This window comes from Corynebacterium occultum (assembly GCF_009734425.1).
GTDB lineage: Bacteria > Actinomycetota > Actinomycetes > Mycobacteriales > Mycobacteriaceae > Corynebacterium > Corynebacterium occultum.
The window spans coordinates 1166227-1188481 of record NZ_CP046455.1 but is presented as its reverse complement, the minus strand read 5'-3'; the positions used below and the strand labels follow the sequence as shown (position 1 = coordinate 1188481).

Sequence of the window (22255 nt, the reverse complement as noted above, 5' to 3'; positions counted from 1 at the left end):
TCTAACTGGTATTTCTCAGTCCCACCGGACCGGGCACAGGGATCACACCCGGGGGGGGTGCGACTTCCAGGCGTCACACCGCACCCGGACAAGTATAGACAAAGCTGTCTTATTTGTCTTTGTTCAGGGCCGGGAATTATTCATCCGACTCCCGGCACGGAGCTCTCATTCGCAATATCCACCCGGCGGATCTCCTCACCTTTCCGGGGGGTGATCAAAATGGTGGCGAAGTGGGCGCGGCCCACCGGGAAGAGCCGGACCGTCAACTCCCTGAAATCCTCGTTTTCGAGCAGCTCGATCAGATGTTCATGCAGCTTGCGCAGCGGCAGACGGTCTTCTTCTCCTGGCGGGGTGCCCGGTTCGGAACGGTCATCGAGAATCTGCACTCCCCTTCCAGCGGCCCGGGCATCCCAGACTGCCCGGTTCAATTCCGCGGAGACGAAGGCCGGGGAACGGATCGCGTCCCGCAGTTTCAGTTCCAGCAGGTGCGCATTGATGCGGCGGATATCCGCGGGGAAACGGGGTTCCAAGATGGCTGAGACCTGCCGGCTGATCCAGGTGGAGGTGTCGCTGAGAAATCGACGCTGCCCGGCGACCACCTCCATCGAGATGACCTCATCCTGGCTGGCGGCCAACGCCAGCGGCAGCGCCCGGGCGGTCATCTTGATGACGGCGGGAATCAAGGTGGCCGGCAGGAGAACCGCACTGGACAATGCGATCACCGAGGCCAGCTCCGCCACTTCCGTGAAATAACGCTGGGAGAGCAACTCGCTGATGATCAGGCCAGTTCCCCAGGTTCCCCAGGCCACCCATCCCCGGTCCCGGAGCGCCAGATAGGAGCACAACAGGATGAACACCCAGGGGTACCAGGCACGTGGCCACAGGGGGGCGGCGCCCGCCAAATCCAATCTGGCCACCGTGAAGAAGACCAACGCGGCAACCGCCGCCACCAGAGTAGAGCTGAGCGGCAACCGGAGCTGATCTCCCTGGACACACATCAGCAGTGCAATCAGGACAAGCGCCAATGAGAATATCCACAGCCAGGGACTGTGGTGGGCGTTGTTCAGACTCATGGCGGAGAACACCCCCCAGGCGATCAGGACATTGCGGGGCCGGAAGACCCGGCCCATGCCCACCAGGTCATAGGCGGTGGGCACCTCAACATCGGAGGAGGTGCCCACCGGCCCGTCCCGGTGCCAGGACAGGATGATTTCAGTGCCCTCCCCCGGCGCGGTGTGCAGCTCCAGGTCGCATCCGTCCACAGCGTGCATCCTGCCGGCGATCGCCACCCGGAGCCCGGCCCTGCTGGCGGGAATCTTCTCCGGGTCAAAACCTGGCCCCTCATCCCGGATGCGCACCTTGAGACCGATGCATTCCTCCCCGTCCAGCTCGACATCGATCTCGGCATAGGCAGGTGCCCCGGTCGCGTGGCGGAGGGTGTTGTGGGCGGCCTCGAGCGCGGCGTCGCCAAGCACGGCGGAAATATCCGCCGGGATGGTCACCGACTCCGGTAGCTTCCCAGGTGCGTGGATCTGGAGATTCGGGGCGAGTTCCCGGAGTTGCCAGATCAGCTCTTCGACCACCTCCTGTGCACTGAGCTGGACGGATCCGGCAGCAGTGTCGGTTTCGAAGGTGCGGAAGCCTAAGGCACTGATCTCTGGTTTGCGCACCCCGCGGCGGATGGCGTCGAGGGTGTTCATCACATTGTCATGGAGATAACCCAGGAAGCGGGTCTCCAGCTCCCTGAGGGCCTTGGTCCGGGCCAGCCGACTGGCCGTGATGTGGGCCTGGGTCGCCAGGTCATCCAGCAGCCTGGCCACCCTGTGCCCGGATTGCAGGAACAGCAGGAAAGGCAGCATGACCAGAACCGAATGAGCGATCTCCAGGGCCATGTTGAATCCGAGCGGGGAACCCTGATTCACCGCGGCCGCGGCAGCCACTCCAACCAACGCCATGCCCAGGGCCCACGGCGAGGGCAGCACCGTGACCATCAGAGCTACCGGAAGGCCGGTGAAATCCCCCAGATACATCTCTTTCAGCGGTGAGTCTCCAGTGACCAGCATCAGACTGACATGCACCAGGAGTATCGCGACGAAGATGCCCCCGGCGGTCAGCATGGACCAGAAGTAGAAGCGTTTCCGGTGAATGAAACCGGCGTAGATAACCACCACCGCCAGGCTGATCAGAAGCAGCCACACGCTGGATATCAGAGGGTCGGCGGGAAACCGGGAACCCTCGACCAATTCGCGACGTCCATAAACGCCCAGCAGCATATAAGCGAGCCAGGGCAGTCCTGCGCCGAGGGAGACCATCCGCAGCAGACTCAGGGAGACCGTCCGAGAACGGAGATAACCCTGCTCCGCACCCTCCGAAAGTCGTCCCGGCTCCCGGAGTGGGGCTGGTTCGTGGAAGTCCGCCGGCAGTTCGGCGCTCGCGGTGGCATGGGGCCGCAGATGAGTAGACTCCGGCATCACATGTCCCTGGGCCCGGGCAGGAAGCCATCCTCCTGAGCTCGACGATAAAGATCAATCTTGCTCTGGATCGGGCGTCCAGCCAGGGCATATTTGGTGCGGATGCGGCTGAGGTAATCCTGCACGGTCTCCGCGGAAAGCCCGGTGATGGAGGCGACCCGCTTGGCGGACTCTCCGATGGCGTAGAGTTCGAGCACCTCCCGCTGTCGCGGGGAGAGTTGCACCGCGTTGAGCAGTGGATCAGAGTCGATGATCCCCGCCCAGTTGGCATTGGCCACGGTTTTCCCTTCAGCCGCCTCACGGATTGCGGTGACCAGGGTGTCGGTGTCCGCAGACTTGTCCACCACTCCCGATACCCCGGCTTTCAGGGCCCGGCGCACCAGAAAGGGACTCTCCAAAGAGCTGTAGACCAGCACATGTGCCCCCGCAGTCATGAGCGACCTGGCGTTGTTGAAGGGGTCACTGCCACCAGTGAGCCGTAGATCGAGCAGGGCCACGTCAATGTCGGTGGGAATTCTCCGGCAGATCCGGTCAAGGGCCTCATCGACGGTGTGAACCATTGCGACGACTTCGCAATCCGGGGTATCCCCCAGCACATGGCTGACGCCGGCAAGCGCCGCAGCATGGTCATCAATGGCCACCACTTTGATTGTCATAACCTTAAAGTAGCAGGGAATTAAGGGAAATAGGCAAGAATCTTCCAATATTCTTATTTAAGGGTATTAATGATAATCTCTACGGAAATTTTGCATTTGCTCTCGTCAATGGGATCCGTGATGTTCACTAAGCGCCCACCAGGGCCCTGATATCACGTTCGGAGAACCCTAACTGAGGAGCCATATTGCATTTACTGATAATTATATGAGAAATGAGAATAGGGGAAGTGATCCGCCTTGGTTCACCAGGAAACTGGGGTGCGTGAAGTCTCCCCCGAAGTTTCCCATGGTTAATTTTTATCCGCTTCGAACTGCTCGCACTCCGTTGAGGGGGAAAGATTCCCCTCTTCCCCCTCGAAGTGGGCATCCACCTCACTCAGCGACATTCCCGGGGTGATCTGGATCCGCTTCACATCCGGTTCCCCGTCATCTCCCCAGAATTCCGCCAGAATGGTGGCATAGATGCTGCGGCCGACGGGAAGCATACGGGCGGTGACCCGGATATCAGCCACCCACAGCATCCGCTGCAGAGCATGATGGGTGGCCGCATGGGTCAGGGGTTGTGGATCGGGGTCCACCCCGTGGGCATCACTGCGGTCATCACTGAGTTTGACGGTCACCCCACGGCGCCGAGCCTGCCAGACCTGGCGGTTGGTTTCCCGCTCATCGAAACCCGGGGAACGGATCGCATCACGCAGCCGCAGCTCCAACAGGCTTGCGCTGAAGATTCGCCGTGGTTCAGACAGGGCCGGATCCAGCACTGCACTGAGTTGTCTTTCCAGCCAGGCGGCGGAGTCGGTGAGGTAGCTACGCCTGGTGGCAGCCACCACCAGGTCAGTTTCCTTCGCTGAATCCCCCAGCATCACCGCGGATAAGCTCTTCAGGATCCAACGGACCGCCAGGGGTGCCAGGGTGCCGGGGATCAGCAGGTGGAGCAGACCAGTCATCTTCTCCGGACTGAGGTATTCGAGGACGAAGAGGTCCTGTTCAATCCAGTGGATGGCGAAGAACCCACCCACGTTCAGGATCCAGGCGAAGATGATCCGGCCCCGGATCGCCAGTAGCAGGCACATCAGGGTGAGTACGAGGGGATACCATACCGGTGGCCAGAGCCCATTCTCCCCCAGCGGTTCCCGGGCAGCCACCAGCAGGAATAGACAGATACAGACCACCACCATCAGGGTGGTGCCCCGGGGAAGCTTGCTCTCCTTGCCCCGCATCAGCCCCACCATCGCCAGCAGCAACAGGAACATGGCCACAGCGAACTCGAACCCGTTTCCCCCATGTTGGTGGCCCAGCCCCATGAGGCCGCAGACCAGGAAGACGAAGACCGCAAATATGGGGTTGTAGATACGGCCCGGATCAAAGATATTGCGGATACTCCGCGGCTGCTCCCCCGGGAGTCCCTGAGTCATCTGCTGTTTCGGTTCCCGCCACTTCAACCGGACCCGGGTTCCCTTTCCCGGTGTGGAATCCACCCTGGCGGAAAGCCCCGGCATGGAACTCATGCGACCGAGGATGGAGACCCGGACCCCGGCGCGTTCCGCCGGGATCTGCTCAACCCGGAATCCCGGCCCTTCATCCACCAGGGTCGCGGTGAAGCCCGTGCAATCATCATCGTCCCCCACGAGGAAGGAGATCTCCACGTGACGATCACTTCCCGCCGCATGCTTCATGCTGTTGTCCAGGGCTTCCAGGGCAGCATCGGAGATCAGGTTCATGACATCCGCCGGAACACCCCCGGAGCTGGGAAACTCTGTCGGATGATCCACCCGCAGCTCCGGATCCTGACGGTGCAATGTGTCAATCAGCTCCAGGACCGCCCGCTCGGGCCGCATCTTCAGGGAGCCACCCACCTCCAGCATGTCGGAGGGAAGGTACACCGGCAGTGGCTCCGGGGCGATCAATCCCCGTCGTACCCCATCCAGGTGGTGTAGCACCTGGTCATGCATGTACCCCAGGAAGCGGGTCTCCGCCTCCAACAGGGAGCGTGAACGTGCCAGTCTCAGGTCAGCGGCATGTCTTCGGCTGGCCTCCTGATCGATCTCCTCACAGACCCGCAACGTTGAGATCAGCAGCAGCATGAAGGGCAGGACGACGAGAAAGGCCCAGGCTGCCTCCACCAGATTGGCCATGGTCAACGGCCATCCCTGATGGGTGGCACTGACCACCGCCATCATGATGAAGGCCAGGGGGAAGCCGATCTTCCGGGGTGCCGAGAGTATCAGCAGCACCGCCGGATAGCCGGCGAAGTCCGAGAGGTGCAGATCCCCCAGTGGGGAGGAACCGTTGAGCAGGCCAATCACCTGGTAGGTCAGGGCGGAGATGTAGATTCCCGCGGTGAGCCGAAAGGTGAGCAGGTACCATTCCCACTGGTGCCGGAACCCTGCGACTATGACCGAGAGTGCGGACATCGCCAAGAGAATCTCGACCCAGACATCGATCCGGTTGAATTGCCAGCTGCCCGGGTTCATTGTCTGATCCCAGCGCCCCCGCAGCAGGATGACGCCGAAGAACAGGCCGAAACCGCAGACGAAGGCCACCATCCGCATCAGATTCTGGATGGCGCTCCGACTGCGCCAATAACGCTTTTCGACGCCCTCGGCGAGAACACCGGGGCGTCGTAGCGGGGCAGGTTCAAAGAACCAGCCGGGTAGTGTCATGATTCAAAGGGACCCGGTAGGAACCCATCCTCCTGTGCACGTTGGTAGAGCTCCACCTTACTCACAGCGGGACGCCCTGCGAGGGAGTACTTGACCCGGATCCGGCCCAGATAATCCTGGACCGTCTCCTGGGCCAGGCCGGTGATGGTGGCTACCCGCTTGGCGGACTCCCCCATCGCATAAAGTTCGAGGACCTCACGCTGTCGGGGCGAAAGATCCACGGCGTTGAAGAGCGGATCAGCATCAATGATGCCCGCCCATTCAGCGGTGGCGTAGGTTCCGCCCTTTGCCACCACCTCAAGGGCGCGCCGTAGGATCTGCGGCTCCACGGACTTCTCCAGGATTCCGGCGACGCCGGCGCTCATCGCACGGCGGACGAGGAAGGGGCTTTCCAGGGAGCTGTAGATCAGCACCTCCACCCCGGTTGCCACCAGTGCCTGGACATTGTCATAGGGATCGCTGTCCGGACCCAGCCTCAGGTCCAGCAGCACAACATCTATTTCGGGTTGGTCGGGATCGTTGATCTGATCCAGTGCCTCGGCCAGGGTGTAATGGCCGCCGACGAACTCAAAGCCCTCGGCTGCGGCAAGGATCGAACGAACCCCCAACAGGGTTACCTGGTGATCATCAATTGCAAGGACTCTTATTGTCATGTTTTAGTAATCTATCATCAAGGAATAGGGCATCTCTCATGTTAGACCCCTGGGGATTTTTTAGAATGCCCCTAAATGTCGGGGCCCACACCACCTCCACCTCCTGCCCCCACTTTGCGGGTCACACTAAAATGTGGCTATTGCGAGACTCCTTTGTTATATATCTTTGTCCTTGGAATGGCATCGGTTTTCGGTGTCCACAAGGTTTTCCAAGACAGGTGACAAAGGTATTTCTCTGATGAAGGTGAATGAGCTCCGGAAGTCCCGCCCCCGCCCCAGGGTGCTCGCACTCACATTGAGCGGCATTACCCTGGCAGGGGTCACCCTTTTCATGGCACCCACCGCTTCCGCCATCTCCGTCTCAGTGAAGGGCGAAAAATGTTCCTTCGAGGTCAGTGAGACAGATATCCGCGCCACGCTGGATGCTGAGGAGGAACTCCAGGAGGCGGTGCACCAGCGTCTGATCCGGGAAAACCCTGATCTGGAAATGAAATTCAAGGACCTGCACCAATGGGCCACCTCCCACCCGGACCGGGTCCCGTTGATTCCCAACAAGGGTTATGTTGCCCGAGCTTATGACCACATCAATGAGCGCGGTATGGCCACCGGTTTCCATGATGGGGAGCTCCCCGAAACCGTCATCAATCTCGCTTCCCTTCCCGCCGCCCACCGGGACCACAGCCTGCGCTATAAAACCGCCACCCTGGTGTCCCAGGATGAATGGGATCGTTCCAACACCCGACTCTTCCTGAACTTCCAACCCCTGGTGGAAGATGATCTGGATGCTTATTGGCCCGCCCGGATCCCCGGCGCCTCGGAAGGCCTGCTGGACCTGCAGATCCAGGCGGCCAAGGACATTGACTACCTGGATCACATTATCTCCGTCAACGCCGCCTATCATGCCTGCGCCGAGGGATATTCCGGGAAATTCCCCCTCCTTGCCCCGGGTGAGGGTGACACCACGCCGAAGCACAAGGTCATTCAGGACACCACCTCCACCGAAGAGGTCCTGGCCGCTGCTCCACGTGAGTTGAATTATGCCGATACCGTGGAGGAAACTCAGCTCGCTGAGAGCAGCCAGCCCGGGCAGGCCACGGGATCCCTGATCACGCTGGCCATTGCCATCCTGGTGGGGATGCTGGTGGTACTTCTCCCCTATCGCAGCCTGCCCTGAGACCGGCCCGGTCCCCCGCATGCACGGGGTAAATAGAGGTGGCAGTCAAGCTCTTCAACAGCTTGACTGCCACCTCTTTTTCCTATTGTCTCCGCTTGAGTGTGGGAAGCAAAGAACGACCCCGTACCCCATCCCTGGGGCCCCGGGGCCGTTAATCGGCGGCCCCTCCCAGGGGCGGGAACCAAACCGTCTAGACCTCCAGCGCCAGCAGATCCTCGAGGGTTTCGCGACGCAGCATGGGCTTGATCTGACCAGCCCGGACCGCGACCACGGCGGGGCGGGTGAACTGGTTGTAGCGGGAGCTCATGGCGTAGCAGTAGGCTCCGGTCGCAGCCAGGGCGAGCAGATCGCCGGTGCGGATATCCGCAGGGTACTGCTCATCGTTGATGAGGATGTCACCGGATTCGCAGTGTGAGCCCACCACTCGGGAGGCGGTGGATTCCCCGTCGACGAAGCGGGAGACCACCCGGGCATCATATTCGGAGCCGTAGAGGGCGGGGCGGATATTGTCCGACATGCCGCCGTCGACGGAGATGTAGCGGCGGGTCTTGTCATCGTCGACGTGAACGTCCTTGATGGTGCCGACCTCGTAGACGGTGACTGTGGAGGGGCCGGCGATGGCACGGCCGGGCTCCACCATCAGCTGCGGGGTGTCGATGCCCAGGGAGGCGGCATGCTCAGAGACCTTGGCGATCAGGTCCTGGGCCACGGCAGCCACGTTGAGGGGTTCCTCAGCTGCGGTGTAGGCGATGCCATAGCCCCCGCCGAGGTCGAGGATGCTGAGGCTCTCCGCGTCGAGCTCCGCATGGATGCGGGAGACCAGGCCGAGTACGCGCTCCGCCGCCAGGGAGAAACCATCGGCGTCGAAGACCTGGGAGCCCACGTGGCAGTGCAGGCCCACCAGCTTCAGGTTCTCCGCGTTGATGGCTGCCCGGGCCGCACCGAAGGCGGAGCCGGAGGCCAGGGAGAAACCGAACTTCTGGTCCTCGTGGCTGGTGGCGATGAACTCATGGGTGTGGGCTTCAATGCCCGGCTTGACCCGGATCAGCACCTCCTGGACCTTGCCTTCGCGGGCGGCGATGAGATCCAGCAGTTCCAGCTCCTGCTCGGAGTCGAGCACGATATGCGAGACCCCTTCCCGGACGCAGGTGCGCAGGAAGTCGGCGCTCTTGTTGTTGCCGTGGGCGGTGATCCGTCCCGCCGGGAAGTCGGCGGCCAGGGCGATACTGAGCTCACCGATGGAGGCGACGTCGAGGTTGAGTCCCTCTTCATCGACCCAGCGGGCGATGGTCTTGCTCAGGAATGCCTTGGAGGCGTAGTGGACGTTGTCCCCACCGCCGAAGGCCTTGGCCATGTCCTGACAGCGGGAGCGGAAGTCATCTTCGTCGACGACGAACACGGGGGTGCCGTATTCCTCGGCGATCTCGGGTAGCGGCACGCCGGCGATGGTGATCACACCATCTTCTTGACGGGCGGTATTGCGCGGCCAGACGTGGGCCGGGACCTCATTGAAATTTTCTGCGGAGGTCATCTACATCCTCTCGGGGGCGGTGACTCCAACCAGCCGCAGGGCGTTGGCCAGGGTCTGACGGGTGGCGGCGGCGAGGGCGAGGCGTGCCGAATGGATCGGCGCGGTCTCTTCCTCACCCTTGGGCAGGATCTGACAGTTGTCGTAGAAGCGGTGGAATACACCGGCCAGTTCTTCAGCGTACCGGGCCACGCGGTGCGGTTCCCGTAATTCAGCTGCGGACTTGATCACCGCGGGGAATTCACCGAGGGTACGGATCAGCTCCCCCTCCCTTTCGTGGGTGAGGAGGGAAAGATCCGGGTTCTCATGGGTGACCCCGAGCTCAGCGGCCTTGCGCGCAATGGAACAGAGGCGGGCATGGCCGTACTGGACGTAGTACACCGGGTTGTCGGAGGACTGGGAGGCCCAGAGGGCGAGGTCGATGTCCAGGGAGGAGTCGACGGAGGAACGGATCAGGGAGTAGCGGGCGGCGTCGATGCCGATCGCCTCAACCAGATCGTCCAGGGTGATGACGGTGCCGGCCCGCTTGGACATGCGTACCGCCTGACCCTCGCGGAGCAGGTTGACCATCTGGCCGATGAGCACCTCAACCCGCTCCGGGTCATAGCCCAGGGCCCCGGCGGCGGCCTTGAGGCGGGAGATGTAACCGTGGTGGTCAGCACCGAGCATGTAGATGCACAGGTCATGACCACGTTCGATCTTGTCCACCACATAGGCGATGTCACCGGCGATGTAGGCGGCATTGCCATCCGACTTGATGACCACACGGTCCTTGTCATCACCGAAGTTGGAGCTGCGCAGCCACCAGGCACCCTCATTCTCGTAGAGGTTGCCGTTGTCCTTCAGGGTCTGGATGGCCCGGTCGACGGCACCACTCTCGAAGAGGGAGTTCTCGTGGAAGTAGACGTCGAACTCGGTGCCGAACTCCTTGAGGGATTCCCGGATGTGCTCGAACATCATCGCCACACCGGTGGCACGGAAGATCTCCTGCATCTCAGCCGGTTCCTGCTCCAGCAGGCCGGGGTGCTTTGCGACGACCTCGGCGGCGATGTCGGCGATATAGCCACCGCCATAACCGTCCTCCGGGGTGGGCTCATTCTTGGCGGCGGCCACCAGGGAGCGGGCGAAGCGGTCGATCTGCTCGCCGTGGTCATTGAAGTAGTACTCGCGGGTGACTTCCGCACCACTGGCGGTGAGCACACGACCCAGGGAATCACCGACGGCTGCCCAACGGGTACCACCGAGGTGGATCGGGCCGGTGGGGTTCGCGGAGACGAACTCCAGGTTGATCCGGGTGCCGGCGTAGATGTCGGAGTTGCCGAAGCTCTCCCCCGCCGCCAGGATGCGGGCCACGATTTCACCCTGTGCGGCGGCGGCGAGACGGATATTCAGGAAACCGGGGCCGGCGATCTCGGCGACCTCGACGGCCTCGGAGCGGCCCAGGGCGTCGGCAAGCCAGGTGGCCACCTCGCGGGGGTTCTGTCCGACCTTCTTCGCGACCTGCAGTGCCAGGTTCGTGGCGTAGTCACCATGCTCCGGGTTGCGGGGACGCTCAACCGTGACCTGCTCCGGGATGGCGGAGGTGTCCAGGTCATGTTCAGCGAAAACTGCGCGGGCGGTCTCCTTGATCAGGGAGGATAAATCTGCAGGTGTCATGGGGGAAAAGTTTAGCCGAGGTAGTCCCAATCGGCTGAACCGGGCGGGGGGTACCCCGGATCTCCCAGCCAATTTTCCGGCGCATCACCCGCACATAAGGGTGTGGTTTCCCGGCAACCAGGGAAAATCCCGGATAGCATGCACATCAGCTTCTGGATCAGCCTAGCCCCGAAACGGAAAGACCACGGTTCCATGTCATTGAAGAAAACAGTCCTGGCCACCTTGACGGCGGTGGTGACCGGTGTCAGCGCACTGGGTGTGGCCACCACCGTCGCCCATGCGCAGAGCGCCCCCCAGATCACCTGGGAGGACTGCCCCGTCCAGGTCGATGAACCCAACGCGCAGTGTGGTCGGGTGGAGGTCCCGATGTACCACTCCGATCCAGGGGGCGAGAAGATCAGCGTCGGCTTCGTCAAGGTTCCGGCGGAAGGCCAGAGCCGGGGAGCCCTCTTCGGCAACCCCGGTGGCCCCGGTGGTGACGGCTACTCCTACTTCGGCGCCGCCAATGCCGGTTTCGACTGGCCCCAGGAAATCCGCAATGAGTGGGACCGCGTGGCGGTGCAGCCCCGTGGTCTGGCCGGCTCCACCCCGGTCAACTGCCCCGAGCCCACCAATATTGACCCGGTCTCCCTCTATACCCGGAGCGGTGCGGTGATCCGGGATGCCTGCGAGGCCGGCACCCCGGGCTACACCGCCTCCATCACCACCGAGAACACCGCCGAAGACTGGGAGTGGGTGCGCCGTGCCCTGGGGGAGGAGAAGATCTCCATCATGGGTCTTTCCTACGGCACCTTCCTGGGTTCCATGTACGCCACCAAGTACCCGGAGCACACCGACAAGGTGGTCCTGGATTCCGGCATGAACCCCGACCATGCCTGGTCCGGGGTGCTGGACAGCCAGAAACAGGGTTATATCTCCGCCCTGCACGATTTCTTCGGTTGGGTGGCCGATAATAACGAGACCTATGGGCTGGGTGACACTCCGCTGGCCGCCTACCAGGCCTGGTCCAACACGATCGTCGCCGAGACGGGCACCAACCCCACCGTCGCCCCGCCGCCCGCCCAGGTCGGGGATGTCCCGCCGGCACTGCTCTCCTCCGGCCAGGCCGGTGCCGATGTCCTGACCGCCACCGCCCCGGCACAGGTCCAGCTGCAGAACCTCTTCAACATGGCGACCCGCCCCGGTTCCAACCAGGCCACCTCCCCCACTCTTTCGCTGACCCGCCAGCTGATCCCGAGCCCCGCCGACTGGCCCTACCTGGCTTCGGTGATCAACGGTTCCGAGCCGATCCCCTCCATGGAGTACACCGAGGAGATGATGGAGCTGGCCACCACCTCCCTGATGATGCAGTCCCTGCAGCTGTGCAACGAGAACCAGGTGGCCGCCGACCCGCTGGATATCCCGGAGTATGTGTGGTCAAACTATGTGGTCGGGGACATCTTCACCGCCCCGCCGCTGGCCTTCAGTTCCGGGGCCGCCTGCTCGGGCGCGGGCCCGGTGACCACCCCGCCCACCCTCAACGGTGCGGGCCTGGAACACCGCCCCCTGCAGATCCAGTCCACCGGTGATCCGCAGACCCCCTTCCAGCACTCCGGCCGCATGCATGAGCTGATGGGCACCCATTTCGTCACTGTCCACGGCCCCGGCCACGGTCATGTCGGCCTGGGCAATGAGGCCGTCGACCAGGCCGTGGTGGAGTACCTGCGCAGCGGAAGCGCCGAGGTCACCGACCTGCCGGGTCTGCGCTAACCCGGAATCTGACCCCCACGTTTAGGTCACACATCACGGTGCTGATAACATGTCCAGTGTTGTCACGCACACCGTGATGGCGGGTCTCCGTAGCTCAGTGGATAGAGCATTGGTTTCCGGTACCAAAGGTCGCACGTTCGAATCGTGTCGGGGACACCACCGAAACAAACCCGGCCCAGATAACTTCCCTGGAAGTTATCTGGGCCGGGTTTTTCTGTACCGCTACTGCGGAGGTACCAGGCAGGTTAGCGGCCCATCATGGCCATCACTATCCAGACCCCCAGGTAGATCAGGAGCTGCGGGCCGGGCAACACGAAGCTGGCGATGAAGAGAACGCGGACCAGGGTGGGGTTCCAGTCGTAGGTCTGCGCAATTCCGCCGAGCACGCCACCCAGCCACTTATCGGTGGTGGATCGTTCGAGGCGGCGTTGGTGGAAGGGGACGGTGTTGGTGCTCATGGGATATTTTCCTCTCGTGGCTGACTGGGTATAAGTCTTCCCGAGTTGAACCTGGAACACATCAGGATGCACCCTGATTTCTCCCCTGACTTTCCACCCCGACAGTCCCCTGACGCCCCCTGGCACACCCTGAAGAAGGGTGGTTCCCAGCTCAGTTCCTAGGCCGGTTCCTCTGCCTCAAAACCCGCGGCGCCGGGAACACTCTGCACGGCCATCAGGGTCTCGAGGAAACTGCCGATCACGTCGGCCTGCTCCTGGGTGAGGTGGTCGAAGATGAGGCGGCGCACACTTTCCACATGATCAGGGGCGGCCCGCTCCAGCCGGCGGGCCCCCTCCTCGGTGAGCACCACGATCACGCCGCGGGCATCGCCCTCGCAGGACTCCTTGCTCACCAGACCGCGTTTCTCCATGCGGGTGATCTGGTGGGAGGTGCGACTGCGGTCCCAGTCAAGGACGGTGCAGAGATCCCGCAACCGCAGTCCCGGGGCCTTGGCCTCAGAAAGGGACACCAGTACCGAGAACTCAGAGGTGGAGAGGTCATTTCCTGCCTGAAGGGTTTCATCGAGGCAGCGGTCCATCTTCCGGGAGGCGGCGAGCATCAGCCGCCAGAGTGCCTGTTCTTCGTCATTGAGCCATCTCGGAGTTGTCATGGCCCAACCATATCCAAGAAGAGCTGGTTTCCCTAAATATTCGGTGACACGTCAACCACTACCTTTCCTGCAGCTCAACGCGTCAGAGCATTCTGGAGCCCGATTTATATTCACCTCATGAGCTGCAATTTTGCTTGAAAAGTCAACTAATTTCCCCAAATCATGTTGACGTGTCATCAATGTCATGTATGATTGTGGTCAGTGCCGCAGAGATGCGGGACAGACACCAAAGACAAACTTTTATAAGGAGCACTACATGTCCAACCTGAACGGTACCTACGTCCTCGACCAGTCGCACACCAACATCAACTGGGTTGCTCGCCACGCCATGGTCACCAAGGTCCGCGGCACCTTCAAGGACTTCGAGGGTTCCTTCACCATCGACTCCGAGAACCCGGAGAACAGCTCCGCTTCCGTGGTCATCAAGGCTGCCTCCACCGACTCCGGCAACGCTGACCGCGACGCCCACACCCTGGGCGAGGACTTCTTCGACGTCGAAAAGTTCCCGGAAATCACCTTCCAGGCCACCTCCTTCACCATCGCCAACGATCACGAGGGCACCGTCACCGGCGACCTGACCATCAAGGGCATCACCAAGTCCGTCACCCTCGATGTTGAGGTTGACGGTGTCGAGGAGGATCCCTTCGGCAACACCCGCATCGGTTTCGAGGCCAAGACCAAGATCAACCGTAAGGACTTCGGCGTTGATTTCCAGGCTCCCCTGAAGTCCGGCGGCATGCTGGTCTCCGAGGACGTCCGCATCGAGGTTGAGGCTTCCGCCATCAAGCAGGCCTAAGCCTCCCCGGAGCTTCACGACGGCCCAGGGCACCCACTACGGAGGGTGCCCTGGGCCGTTTCCCATTTCCCGCCCAGCCCAGGCACCCCATGGGAAAGCTACTCCACCAGTGAGAACCGGGACTTGAGTTCCTCGATGCGGTACTCCCGCTTCCCGGTAACCGACTCATAGCGCTGCGGCATACAAGTCAGCACGAACACCTGGGTGCTGCGGCCGGCCTGGCTGAAGAGTGCGGCCATCCGGTCCAACCGGCCCGGGTCGGTGGAGCCGAGTGCATCATCGACGAACACCGGGGTACCACCCTCCTGCTCCCCCACCAACCGGGCGATGGCGAAGCGGGTGAGAATGGCCAGCTGCTCCTTCGCTCCCCCCGACAAAGCCTCCAGGGGAACCGCCTTTTCCCCGATGCTGCGGGAGGTGACCTGAAGTTTCTCATCCAGGGCGAACTGCACCTCAGGTCCGAATACGGCGCGTGCCAGAATGGTCAGCTGTTCCGCGAAAGGCTCGGCATAACGTGCCTGGGCCTTGGCCTGATGACGTTCCAGCACCTCCTTGAGCAGTTCCGCCGCCCGGGCACGGCGCTCCACCGATTCCAGGGTTCGCCGGGTGGCGGTGGCCGCCGACTCCGCCTGCTCCAATCGCTCATCAGCACCGGTGGCCTGTTCGATATAGCCCGACAATCTGGCCAGTTCCTCAGTGGACCTGGCCAGGGTGTCCTCCAGCGCCGACACCTTAGCCTTGGCACCTTCACAGAGCTGGACGGCCAGATCCGGATCCGCCACCAGCAGTTCCTGCTCGGCCGTCTCCTTGAGTTCAGCCACTTCGGCCCGTTTCCGCTCAGTCTCGGCCAGCGCCCCCGCCAGTTCCGCCTCGGGCTGGCGCTCCTCGGCCTCGGCCAGTTCCTTCTCCTTGCGTTCCAGACCTTCCCGGGCGATGTCGATCTCGGCCTGCAGCAGGTTCAGGGCATGGTGTCGCTTACGCTCCCGGTGGGGCTCGATCCGGGAATCAACGAGCCGAAGTTCCCGGCTTGCCTCCCCCAGCACCTCTTCCGCAGCTGCAACGGCGGTGGTGGCGGCGGTGACATCACGGTCGGGAAGTTCCACCTCTGCCAGTGCCAGCTGGAGGCTCTCCAATTCGCGGCGCAGCTGATCCGGTTCCTGTTGCTTGAGCAGACCGGCGCGTTCCCGTTCCAGGGAGGCGGTGGTGTCGGCCGCCCGGCGCGAATCCTCATGGCGGCGGCGTACTTCAGCCACCTCCTCACAGTCCACTTCGGCGAGCAGTTGTTTCAGTCTGCGCGCAGCAGCTTCGACGCTGTCCGCCCCGGAGTCGGCACCAGGGGTGTATTCGGCTACCACTTCCCCGATGCGGAGGGTGGTGGCGGAACTGAGTTCCAGGATGCTGCCTGCCTCGTCGATGTCCAGCTCGCGGTCATCGACGGTGATGCGCACCCCCGCAGCGGAGCTCAGGTGCAGTTTGGCGGCCAGGGATTCCCGCAGTTTCTCCTGCACGGACAGATCGGTGGCAGCTTCTTCCACGGCTTTCAGCTGTGCCTCGCTGATCAGGGGTTCCTCCCCGACGTCCCTGAGCTCGGCATCAAGACCATCGACCGCAGCCAGTAGTTCCACGAGTTCGCGGCGGCGCTCTTCCCGGTTGAGCAGCTGCAGTTCTTCGCGGGCCTTTTTCAGGGCAGCGGTGGCTTCATCTTCGCTCCCCCGGGCCTGCCGGAGTTCTTCTTCGAGTGTCGCCAGGTTCTGGGTTTCCTGGGCGGCTTCCCGCGTGGCTGCTTCCAGGCCTGCGCTGCGTTGTTCATGGGACAGGCGCAGGGCGGCGACTTCTTCCCGCAGTGCCTGGCGGCGTTGTTGCTCCGCAGCGGCCCGGTCCACCTCCACCACGGCGCGTTCCAATTCCTCCCGCACCGCATCCACCCTGGCCTTGACCTGTTCGGCCTGGATTTTGCCGGTTTCCCGGGCACTCAGCTCAGCCCGGGCGGCGGGGAGGTCCCGGGTGGCGCGTTCCCGATCGGCACTGAGCCGGGCCACCCCATCGACATGGGTGGAAAGTGCCTGGACGGCGAGGCGCGCATCCCCAAGCTGGGTCTGGGCCTGGTCGGCGGCGGCACGGGCCCTGGCCAGCTCCCCGGACTCCTTGCCCTTGGGGGTGAAATAACGCAGGTATTCCGTGTTCACCCCCGTGGTCAACGCGGTGTCCTCCACCCCGGAGTTCTCGTTCTGCCCATCCAGTGCCTGCGCCAGGGAGGGGATGCCGACGGCCTGGATGCCGGCCGGCACCTCACCCTGCCGCATGAACAGGGTCTTGAGCAGCTGCTCATCGGTGTTGTCCTGCAGAATCTGAACCAGACGATCCTCCGCCTCATCACCGGTGAGGTTCGCCGGACGGGGGCTGAGGATGTCCAGGGTGGCGGACTTCTTACGATTGAACTGCTTGGTGATACGGAAGGTCACCTCACCGACACTGAGTTTGAGGGAGACCCGGGAGGGCACATCCTGGCCGACCGGCTGCACCGCCTTGACACCCTGGGCGGTGGAACGGTGCTTGACGTTCAACACCGTGTCGATGGCCTCCATGATGGTGGACTTGCCCTGCTCATTGTCACCGGCGATCACGATCACTCCGGTCGCCGGAATTTCAGCCAGCTCCAGGTGGCCGATACCGCGGAAATTATCGATCTCAAGTTCGTGGATACGCATGGCGGGTTCAGGACTCCTTGCTCAGACGGAACAGCAGGTTGAGGGCATCACGGGCAGCGGGTTCCTCACGACGCTGCACCAGCTCATCCAGGGCAGCTGCCGCATAACCCTGGATATCGAGTTCCACAATTTCCTCCGCGCCGGGTTCCAGCTGCAGATCCATGAGCCGGGTCCGCTCATAGAGCGCGGCGAAGGCGGGGCGCAGGTCCTCCAGCCCCGCTGACAGAAGGCGGTGATCACCAAGACCGAGGGTGCCGTGTAGGGCGTACTTGATCACGGTGGTGGCCTTGTCCGGGTAAGCCGCCAACCGGGTCAGGAACTCCTCGACATCCCCGGTGGAATACAGGTCAGCGTGCAGGGCATGGAAGGTCCACTGCCCCACCGCCACCTCCTCCACGGTGACGCTGCCCGGGTAAGCGGTGACCACCAGTACCTTGCCGGAGTTGACCTCACCCCCCTCCACCCCAGGTGTCAGATCATGGAAATCAGTGGTTTCCGGCGCCCCGGAGAACCATACCCGGCCGCTGTCCCCCACCGCCTGGGCGGAGTGGGTGTCCCCCAGGGCGAGGTAGTCGATGCTGCCGTCCGCCAGTCGAGACTCCACATAAGCCAGATCAATCAGATCCGGTGAGGCCTCCGAAGTACGGGAGAAGGCCTGGCCATGCCCCACCATGATGCGCACCCCCTCATAAGGTGCCAGGGGTTCCAATGCCTGGCGGACCAGATCAGTGGTGGCATAACGGCTCTTCAGGGGTGCACCCACCACTTCCACACCGGGGGACACCTCAACCGGCTCGGAATCCCCGAGCACATGCACCCCCGCAATATCCGCGGTGCGATAGAAAATACTGTCCGCCACCAGCGGATCGTGGTTACCGGGCAGAAGGTACACCGGCAGTGGCAGCTGACGCAACGCCTCCAGGGCACGGGACGTGGTCTGCGCACTCAGGGAGTTCTTCTCAAAGACATCCCCCGCCACCACGATGAAGGCACAGCCGTGCGCCAAAGCCACCTCACCGCAGCGGCTGATCGCCCGGATCCTGGCATCATTGAAACGGGCCTGGGCATCAGCATCCAGAAAGTGGCGGTCCATACCTATCTGCAGATCCGAGGTGTGCAGGAATTTCACCGGGGCAGCATCACTGAAACTCATGCCCCCAGTTCTATCAGCCACCCGGGACATCACACCCCCGAACCCCAGAAAACATCACCCATCAACGGGTCAGATGATCGTACATGTCCTCAATATCAGAGACCGCACGCAACTGATCCACCGCGGTATAGGACACCAGGCGCATCGCCCGGTGCAATGCATCCAGATCAGAATCCTCCAGGGCGGAGGCGGTCTTCGGTTCGGGAAGATCCGGCAGTTCCCGCCCCTCCCAGAAACTCTTGTCCGAAGTCACCGCCGCCTTGGCACCGATCAGCGCCGCAGCCTCGGACACCTGCTTCTCCAGCAGCACCAGATCCAGACCACGCAGCCGGAAGACCATCATCGGATCCGCATCCATCTTGGAGGCCGCCACCTCAGCCACCGCAACCGCATGCTTGCAGGCCTCCGCCGAATCCGGACAATCACAGTAGCAGCGGATCCGCTCCTCCTGCCCGAAGAGCAGCAGCTCCAGCAGCTCCTCGGCAATCTCCCCCTTAGTGGCCTTCTTCATCCCGTTGGGGGTGTCCGCCAACCCGGCGGAAATCTCCGCGACATCATCAGTACTGCGATAAGGCAACTGAAGAGTCACATTGAAGGGCTCATTCTGGGAACCCGCCACATTGGCGTGGATCCGGCCGGACTGAACCTCAATACCCAGCACATTGCCATTACGGGCATAACTCTGCCCCCGGCTGATCCGCCCACCATCGGACTGACTACGCACCTGGCTGAGCAACTTCGCCGCCGCCGAAGCCATCCCGAATTTCCGGATCAGACTGATCTCACTGACCGGAACGGCCGGCACCTCATCCACCCTGGTCTTACGACCGAAATTAGCGTAGATGACATTATCCATCTTGGGATGTTCACTCACTCTGAAGCCTCCCTCCCTCGGTAACTCATCAGCTCCGCCAACTCCTCCGGCTTGAGCTCGGTGATCCAGCCCTCGCCTTCACCAATCACAGCACCCGCCAAGTGCATCTTGCCATCCAGGATATCCTGGATCGACTCCTCCATGGTGCCCGCCGTGATCATCTTGAACACCTGCACATTCTTCTGCTGCCCGATCCGGAAAGCACGGTCCGTGGCCTGATTCTCCACCGCCGGATTCCACCAACGGTCCATGTGGACCACCTGGGAAGCAGCCGTCAGGTTCAGACCCGTACCACCGGCCTTCAACGAAAGAATCATCGCCGTCGGCCCATCATCGGACTGGAAACGCTCCACCATCGCATCACGCCCCGTCTTGCTCACCCCACCATGCAGGAAGGGAATGGACTCCCCTAGCCGATCACTGAGATAAGGGGCCAGCAGATCACCAAAGGCGCGGTACTGCGTGAAGATCAACATCTTCTCCCCCACCTCAATGGCATCATCAAGCAGCCGCACCAGCTCCTCCACCTTCCCGGAACGGTGACGCCCCCGGGCGGTGACAGCCGAACCATCCCCCAGATAATGCGCGGGGTGGTTACAGATCTGCTTGATACGTGTGATGGTGGCCAGCACCAGGCCGCGCCGGGCGATGCCCTCCCGCTGTTCCAGCTGCTGCTGCACATCGGCGACCAGCGCCTTGTAGAGGGCGGCCTGTTCGGAGGTCATGTTCACGGTGAGGATCTGCTCGGTCTTCTCCGGCAGATCGTCGATGATCGTCGGATCGGTCTTGAGGCGGCGGAGGATGAAGGGGGCGACCAGGGCGCGCAGCCGGTTGGTCATCTCCTCATCCTCATCGCGTTCAATCGCCTTGGCGAAGTGGTTGCGGAAGAAGCTGGCGGAGCCGAGTACCCCGGGGTTGCAGAAGTCGAGGATGGAGCGCATCTCGGAGAGACGGTTCTCCACTGGGGTGCCGGTCAGCGCGACCCGGTGCCGGGAGGGCAGGGAACGCACCGCCTTGGCGGAACGGGTGGTGGAGTTCTTGATCTGCTGGGCCTCATCCAGGACCACTCGTTCCCAGTCGATCTGGCCGAGCTCGGCGAAGTCCCGGGTGACCACGCCATAGCTGGTGATCACCAGGTCGTGCTCCTTCGCGGCGTCGAAAAGCTCCTCGCCGCGGAGTCTGGTGGTGCCGTGGTGGACGGCGACGCGCAGGGAGGGGACGAATTTCTCGGCCTCGCGTGCCCAGTTTCCGACCACCGAGGTCGGCACCACGACGAGCGTGGGACCGGTTTCGCGTTCTGCCTTCTCCACCGCGAGCAGCGCCAGTAGCTGCAGGGTTTTACCCAAACCCATGTCATCGGCCAGGACGGCACCGATGTTGTTGCGGGACATCCAGTAGAGCCAGTCCACGCCGCGGCGCTGATAGTCGCGTAGTTCGGCGGTGACGGTGTCGGGAAGGACCACCCGCTCCGGGGCGGGGGTGTCGGTACCACCCAGCAGGGAGGAGAACCAGGTGGAACCGGTGAATTCCACCGGCTCCGCGGCCACCGCCTCCAGGGCGAGCTGGCGCAGTTCGGCGATGGTGACCTCGCCGATCCCCTTGAAGGTGTCGTTGTACTCCTCCCGTTTGGCCTCCAGCTCATCGAAGAGCTGCTCCCAGCCGGGCAGGTCCTGCGCCTTGGCCAGTTCCGCCCGGGTGGCCAACTTATCCAGCTCCTCACGACGACGCTTCTGCGAGGTCTTGGAGAGCTGGTCCATGTAGCCGGTGATGCGGTTGAGTGCCTGGGGGTCAGCCATGACCCATTCGCCGCGCAGGCGGATCAGACCGGACTTGGAGTTGACCAGCTCAGTCATCTCCTCATCGCTGAGTTCCACATCGCCGACGGAAAGCCTCCAGTTGTACTCCACCAGCTGATCCAGACCGATATGCGCCCTGGTGGCACCCACGGTGGGGTCACGGTACTCGGAGGTCTCCAGGCGGGCCTTGGTTTCATAGTTGGACCAGGCCTTGGGCAGCATCACATTGAAGCCGAGATTCTTCAGCAGGGGCACATCCCGGCTGATGAACTCGATGATCTCGGCGGTGGTCAGCGCCACATCCCAGTCCCCGGCCCCCGGCCCCCGGGGTGCGGGGCGCTGGATCGGATCCAGCAGCGAGCTGATCTCCAGGGCATGGCGGTGCCTTTCGCGCAGCTTCTCGATGCTGCCGCGGTCCAGGTCAGCCACCCGGATCGGCACCGGGGAATCCACTCCGGAACGGACCTGCAGCCGCACCGGCCAGACACTGTCGGCCGGATCTTCGGCATCGGATTCCGCCGGGGGCTGCTCCACGATGAAGACCAGCTGCAGGTCAACGGAGGTGATCGAATCCTTCCACTCATTGAGCCGACCCAGCAGATTCGCCCCACCGCGACGCAGCGGCTGGGAGTTCATCAGGGCCTCAGGGAACTCGTGCCAGGGATAGGGTCGGGTGGATTCCGCCAGGTCGGTGAGCATGGCGTTGGCGATCCAGTGGGGCAGCACCGCCACCACATCATCCACCAGGATGGGGTTGTTGCGGGCGAGGATGCCCGGGGCTGCGGCAGCCATCTCTGCCACCCAGCCCCGCTCCCCCAACCCGGAGGCCAGTTGCCACTGTGGCCACCACTGGTCGTCCTCATAGGCCAGTTTGAAGGTCAGTCGGCCGGCGCGCACGAAGCGACTCAGCCCCCCGTACATCCGGATCAGCCAGTAGAGGTCCGGGGCGATCGCCTCACGCTGGGCGTGGGTGGCCGCCGGGGAAGGCTGGTCGAGGAAGGAGAGCTGGGCGAGCACCTCCACCGCCTGCTGGGGTCCGTGAGCGGCGGTGGGGATCACGAGTTCGCGGTCCCGCCCCTTGGGGGTGCGGAGGTTGGCACGCAGGCGGTGCCGGAATTTCTTGTCTGAGAGCAGGTGTTCGGCCGCGGCCGGGAAGGTCCCGGCAGGCACGCTACTGGGCGCAACGATGCGGTGCCCATTCACCTGTTCGATCCACAAATGGAGTCCGGACCCCCGTATCCAGAGTCCATGCAGCAGGTGAGAGGTCATA

At 62.8% G+C, this 22255-nt stretch carries 15 protein-coding genes and 1 tRNA gene; 4 read left to right on the top strand and 12 right to left on the bottom strand.

The genetic code is table 11. The features are described from left to right. Positions 1–140 precede the first annotated feature (140 nt). From COCCU_RS05580 to COCCU_RS05565, 4 genes are all read right to left on the bottom strand, one after another. A complete protein-coding gene (locus COCCU_RS05580) occupies positions 141–2471 on the bottom strand; it encodes a hypothetical protein (protein WP_156230602.1) in 2331 nt (776 codons plus the stop codon). Beyond that, positions 2471–3127 carry a response regulator transcription factor gene (locus tag COCCU_RS05575; RefSeq protein WP_156230601.1) on the bottom strand — a complete coding sequence of 219 codons (657 nt, stop codon included), beginning with the start codon at positions 3125–3127 and terminating at the stop codon, positions 2471–2473. The genes COCCU_RS05580 and COCCU_RS05575 overlap by 1 nt, the downstream gene beginning before the upstream one ends. Positions 3128–3417: 290 nt before the next feature. Further along, positions 3418–5790, bottom strand: a complete 2373-nt coding sequence (locus COCCU_RS05570) for a sensor histidine kinase (RefSeq protein ID WP_156230600.1) — start codon at positions 5788–5790, stop codon at positions 3418–3420. Continuing rightward, positions 5787–6443, bottom strand: a complete 657-nt coding sequence (locus COCCU_RS05565; protein ID WP_156230599.1) for a response regulator transcription factor — start codon at positions 6441–6443, stop codon at positions 5787–5789. The genes COCCU_RS05570 and COCCU_RS05565 overlap by 4 nt, the downstream gene beginning before the upstream one ends. Before the next feature lie 238 nt (positions 6444–6681). Here COCCU_RS05565 and COCCU_RS05560 point away from each other — a divergent pair, with 238 nt between their 5' ends. Then, complete coding sequence (locus tag COCCU_RS05560; RefSeq protein WP_156230598.1) at positions 6682–7617, top strand: hypothetical protein; 936 nt, start codon at positions 6682–6684, stop codon at positions 7615–7617. Positions 7618–7807: 190 nt separating this feature from the next. On the opposite strand, the gene lysA is transcribed toward COCCU_RS05560, so the two are convergent. Both lysA and argS read right to left on the bottom strand, forming a co-directional pair. Further along, the gene (gene lysA, locus COCCU_RS05555; protein WP_156230597.1) at positions 7808–9148 is read right to left on the bottom strand and encodes a diaminopimelate decarboxylase; all 1341 of its coding nucleotides are present in this window, start codon (positions 9146–9148) and stop codon (positions 7808–7810) included. After that, positions 9149–10801 carry an arginine--tRNA ligase gene (gene argS / locus COCCU_RS05550; RefSeq protein ID WP_156230596.1) on the bottom strand — a complete coding sequence of 551 codons (1653 nt, stop codon included), beginning with the start codon at positions 10799–10801 and terminating at the stop codon, positions 9149–9151. Between the two features lie 192 nt (positions 10802–10993). Here argS and COCCU_RS05545 point away from each other — a divergent pair, with 192 nt between their 5' ends. Together COCCU_RS05545 and COCCU_RS05540 are read left to right on the top strand one after the other, a co-directional pair. Next, entirely contained in the window at positions 10994–12550 is a 1557-nt protein-coding gene (locus COCCU_RS05545; RefSeq protein WP_156230595.1) for an alpha/beta fold hydrolase, read from the top strand. A gap of 83 nt (positions 12551–12633) precedes the next feature. Beyond that, a tRNA-Arg gene (locus COCCU_RS05540) sits at positions 12634–12709 on the top strand. 86 nt (positions 12710–12795) lie between these two features. Here COCCU_RS05540 and COCCU_RS05535 read toward each other — a convergent pair. Together COCCU_RS05535 and COCCU_RS05530 are read right to left on the bottom strand one after the other, a co-directional pair. After that, positions 12796–13008 (bottom strand): PspC domain-containing protein, encoded by a 213-nt coding sequence (locus COCCU_RS05535; RefSeq protein ID WP_156230594.1) that lies wholly within the window; start codon positions 13006–13008, stop codon positions 12796–12798. Between the two features lie 158 nt (positions 13009–13166). Then, positions 13167–13658, bottom strand: a complete 492-nt coding sequence (locus COCCU_RS05530; protein WP_156230593.1) for a MarR family winged helix-turn-helix transcriptional regulator — start codon at positions 13656–13658, stop codon at positions 13167–13169. Positions 13659–13914: 256 nt separating this feature from the next. Between COCCU_RS05530 and COCCU_RS05525 the strand changes: the two genes are divergently transcribed. Next, positions 13915–14454, top strand: a complete 540-nt coding sequence (locus COCCU_RS05525) for a YceI family protein (protein WP_156230592.1) — start codon at positions 13915–13917, stop codon at positions 14452–14454. Between the two features lie 98 nt (positions 14455–14552). Here the strand turns inward: COCCU_RS05525 and COCCU_RS05520 are convergent, their stop codons facing one another. The 4 genes from COCCU_RS05520 to COCCU_RS05505 are packed head-to-tail and all read right to left on the bottom strand — an operon-like array spanning position 14553 to position 22254. Continuing rightward, complete coding sequence (locus COCCU_RS05520; RefSeq protein WP_156230591.1) at positions 14553–17162, bottom strand: AAA family ATPase; 2610 nt, start codon at positions 17160–17162, stop codon at positions 14553–14555. A 7-nt stretch (positions 17163–17169) separates the two neighbouring features. Further along, on the bottom strand, positions 17170–18345 hold the full coding sequence (locus COCCU_RS05515) for a metallophosphoesterase family protein (protein WP_156230590.1): 1176 nt from the start codon (positions 18343–18345) through the stop codon (positions 17170–17172). 31 nt (positions 18346–18376) lie between these two features. Beyond that, positions 18377–19189, bottom strand: coding sequence for a hypothetical protein (locus COCCU_RS05510; protein ID WP_407924156.1), 813 nt, complete (start codon positions 19187–19189; stop codon positions 18377–18379). Beyond that, a complete protein-coding gene (locus tag COCCU_RS05505; protein WP_156230589.1) occupies positions 19186–22254 on the bottom strand; it encodes a DEAD/DEAH box helicase in 3069 nt (1022 codons plus the stop codon). The genes COCCU_RS05510 and COCCU_RS05505 overlap by 4 nt, the downstream gene beginning before the upstream one ends. Position 22255: the final 1 nt, after the last annotated feature.

Coding starts and splice junctions, on each gene's coding strand:
- COCCU_RS05565 (WP_156230599.1), bottom strand. CDS start 6,443: ATGACAATAAGAGTCCTTGCAATTGATGATCACCAGGTAACCCTGTTG.
- COCCU_RS05505 (WP_156230589.1), bottom strand. CDS start 22,254: ATGACCTCTCACCTGCTGCATGGACTCTGGATACGGGGGTCCGGACTC.
- COCCU_RS05520 (WP_156230591.1), bottom strand. CDS start 17,162: ATGCGTATCCACGAACTTGAGATCGATAATTTCCGCGGTATCGGCCAC.
- COCCU_RS05535 (WP_156230594.1), bottom strand. CDS start 13,008: ATGAGCACCAACACCGTCCCCTTCCACCAACGCCGCCTCGAACGATCC.
- argS (WP_156230596.1), bottom strand. CDS start 10,801: ATGACACCTGCAGATTTATCCTCCCTGATCAAGGAGACCGCCCGCGCA.
- COCCU_RS05580 (WP_156230602.1), bottom strand. CDS start 2,471: ATGCCGGAGTCTACTCATCTGCGGCCCCATGCCACCGCGAGCGCCGAA.
- COCCU_RS05530 (WP_156230593.1), bottom strand. CDS start 13,658: ATGACAACTCCGAGATGGCTCAATGACGAAGAACAGGCACTCTGGCGG.
- COCCU_RS05560 (WP_156230598.1), top strand. CDS start 6,682: ATGAAGGTGAATGAGCTCCGGAAGTCCCGCCCCCGCCCCAGGGTGCTC.
- COCCU_RS05525 (WP_156230592.1), top strand. CDS start 13,915: ATGTCCAACCTGAACGGTACCTACGTCCTCGACCAGTCGCACACCAAC.
- lysA (WP_156230597.1), bottom strand. CDS start 9,148: ATGACCTCCGCAGAAAATTTCAATGAGGTCCCGGCCCACGTCTGGCCG.
- COCCU_RS05575 (WP_156230601.1), bottom strand. CDS start 3,127: ATGACAATCAAAGTGGTGGCCATTGATGACCATGCTGCGGCGCTTGCC.
- COCCU_RS05545 (WP_156230595.1), top strand. CDS start 10,994: ATGTCATTGAAGAAAACAGTCCTGGCCACCTTGACGGCGGTGGTGACC.
- COCCU_RS05515 (WP_156230590.1), bottom strand. CDS start 18,345: ATGTCCCGGGTGGCTGATAGAACTGGGGGCATGAGTTTCAGTGATGCT.
- COCCU_RS05570 (WP_156230600.1), bottom strand. CDS start 5,790: ATGACACTACCCGGCTGGTTCTTTGAACCTGCCCCGCTACGACGCCCC.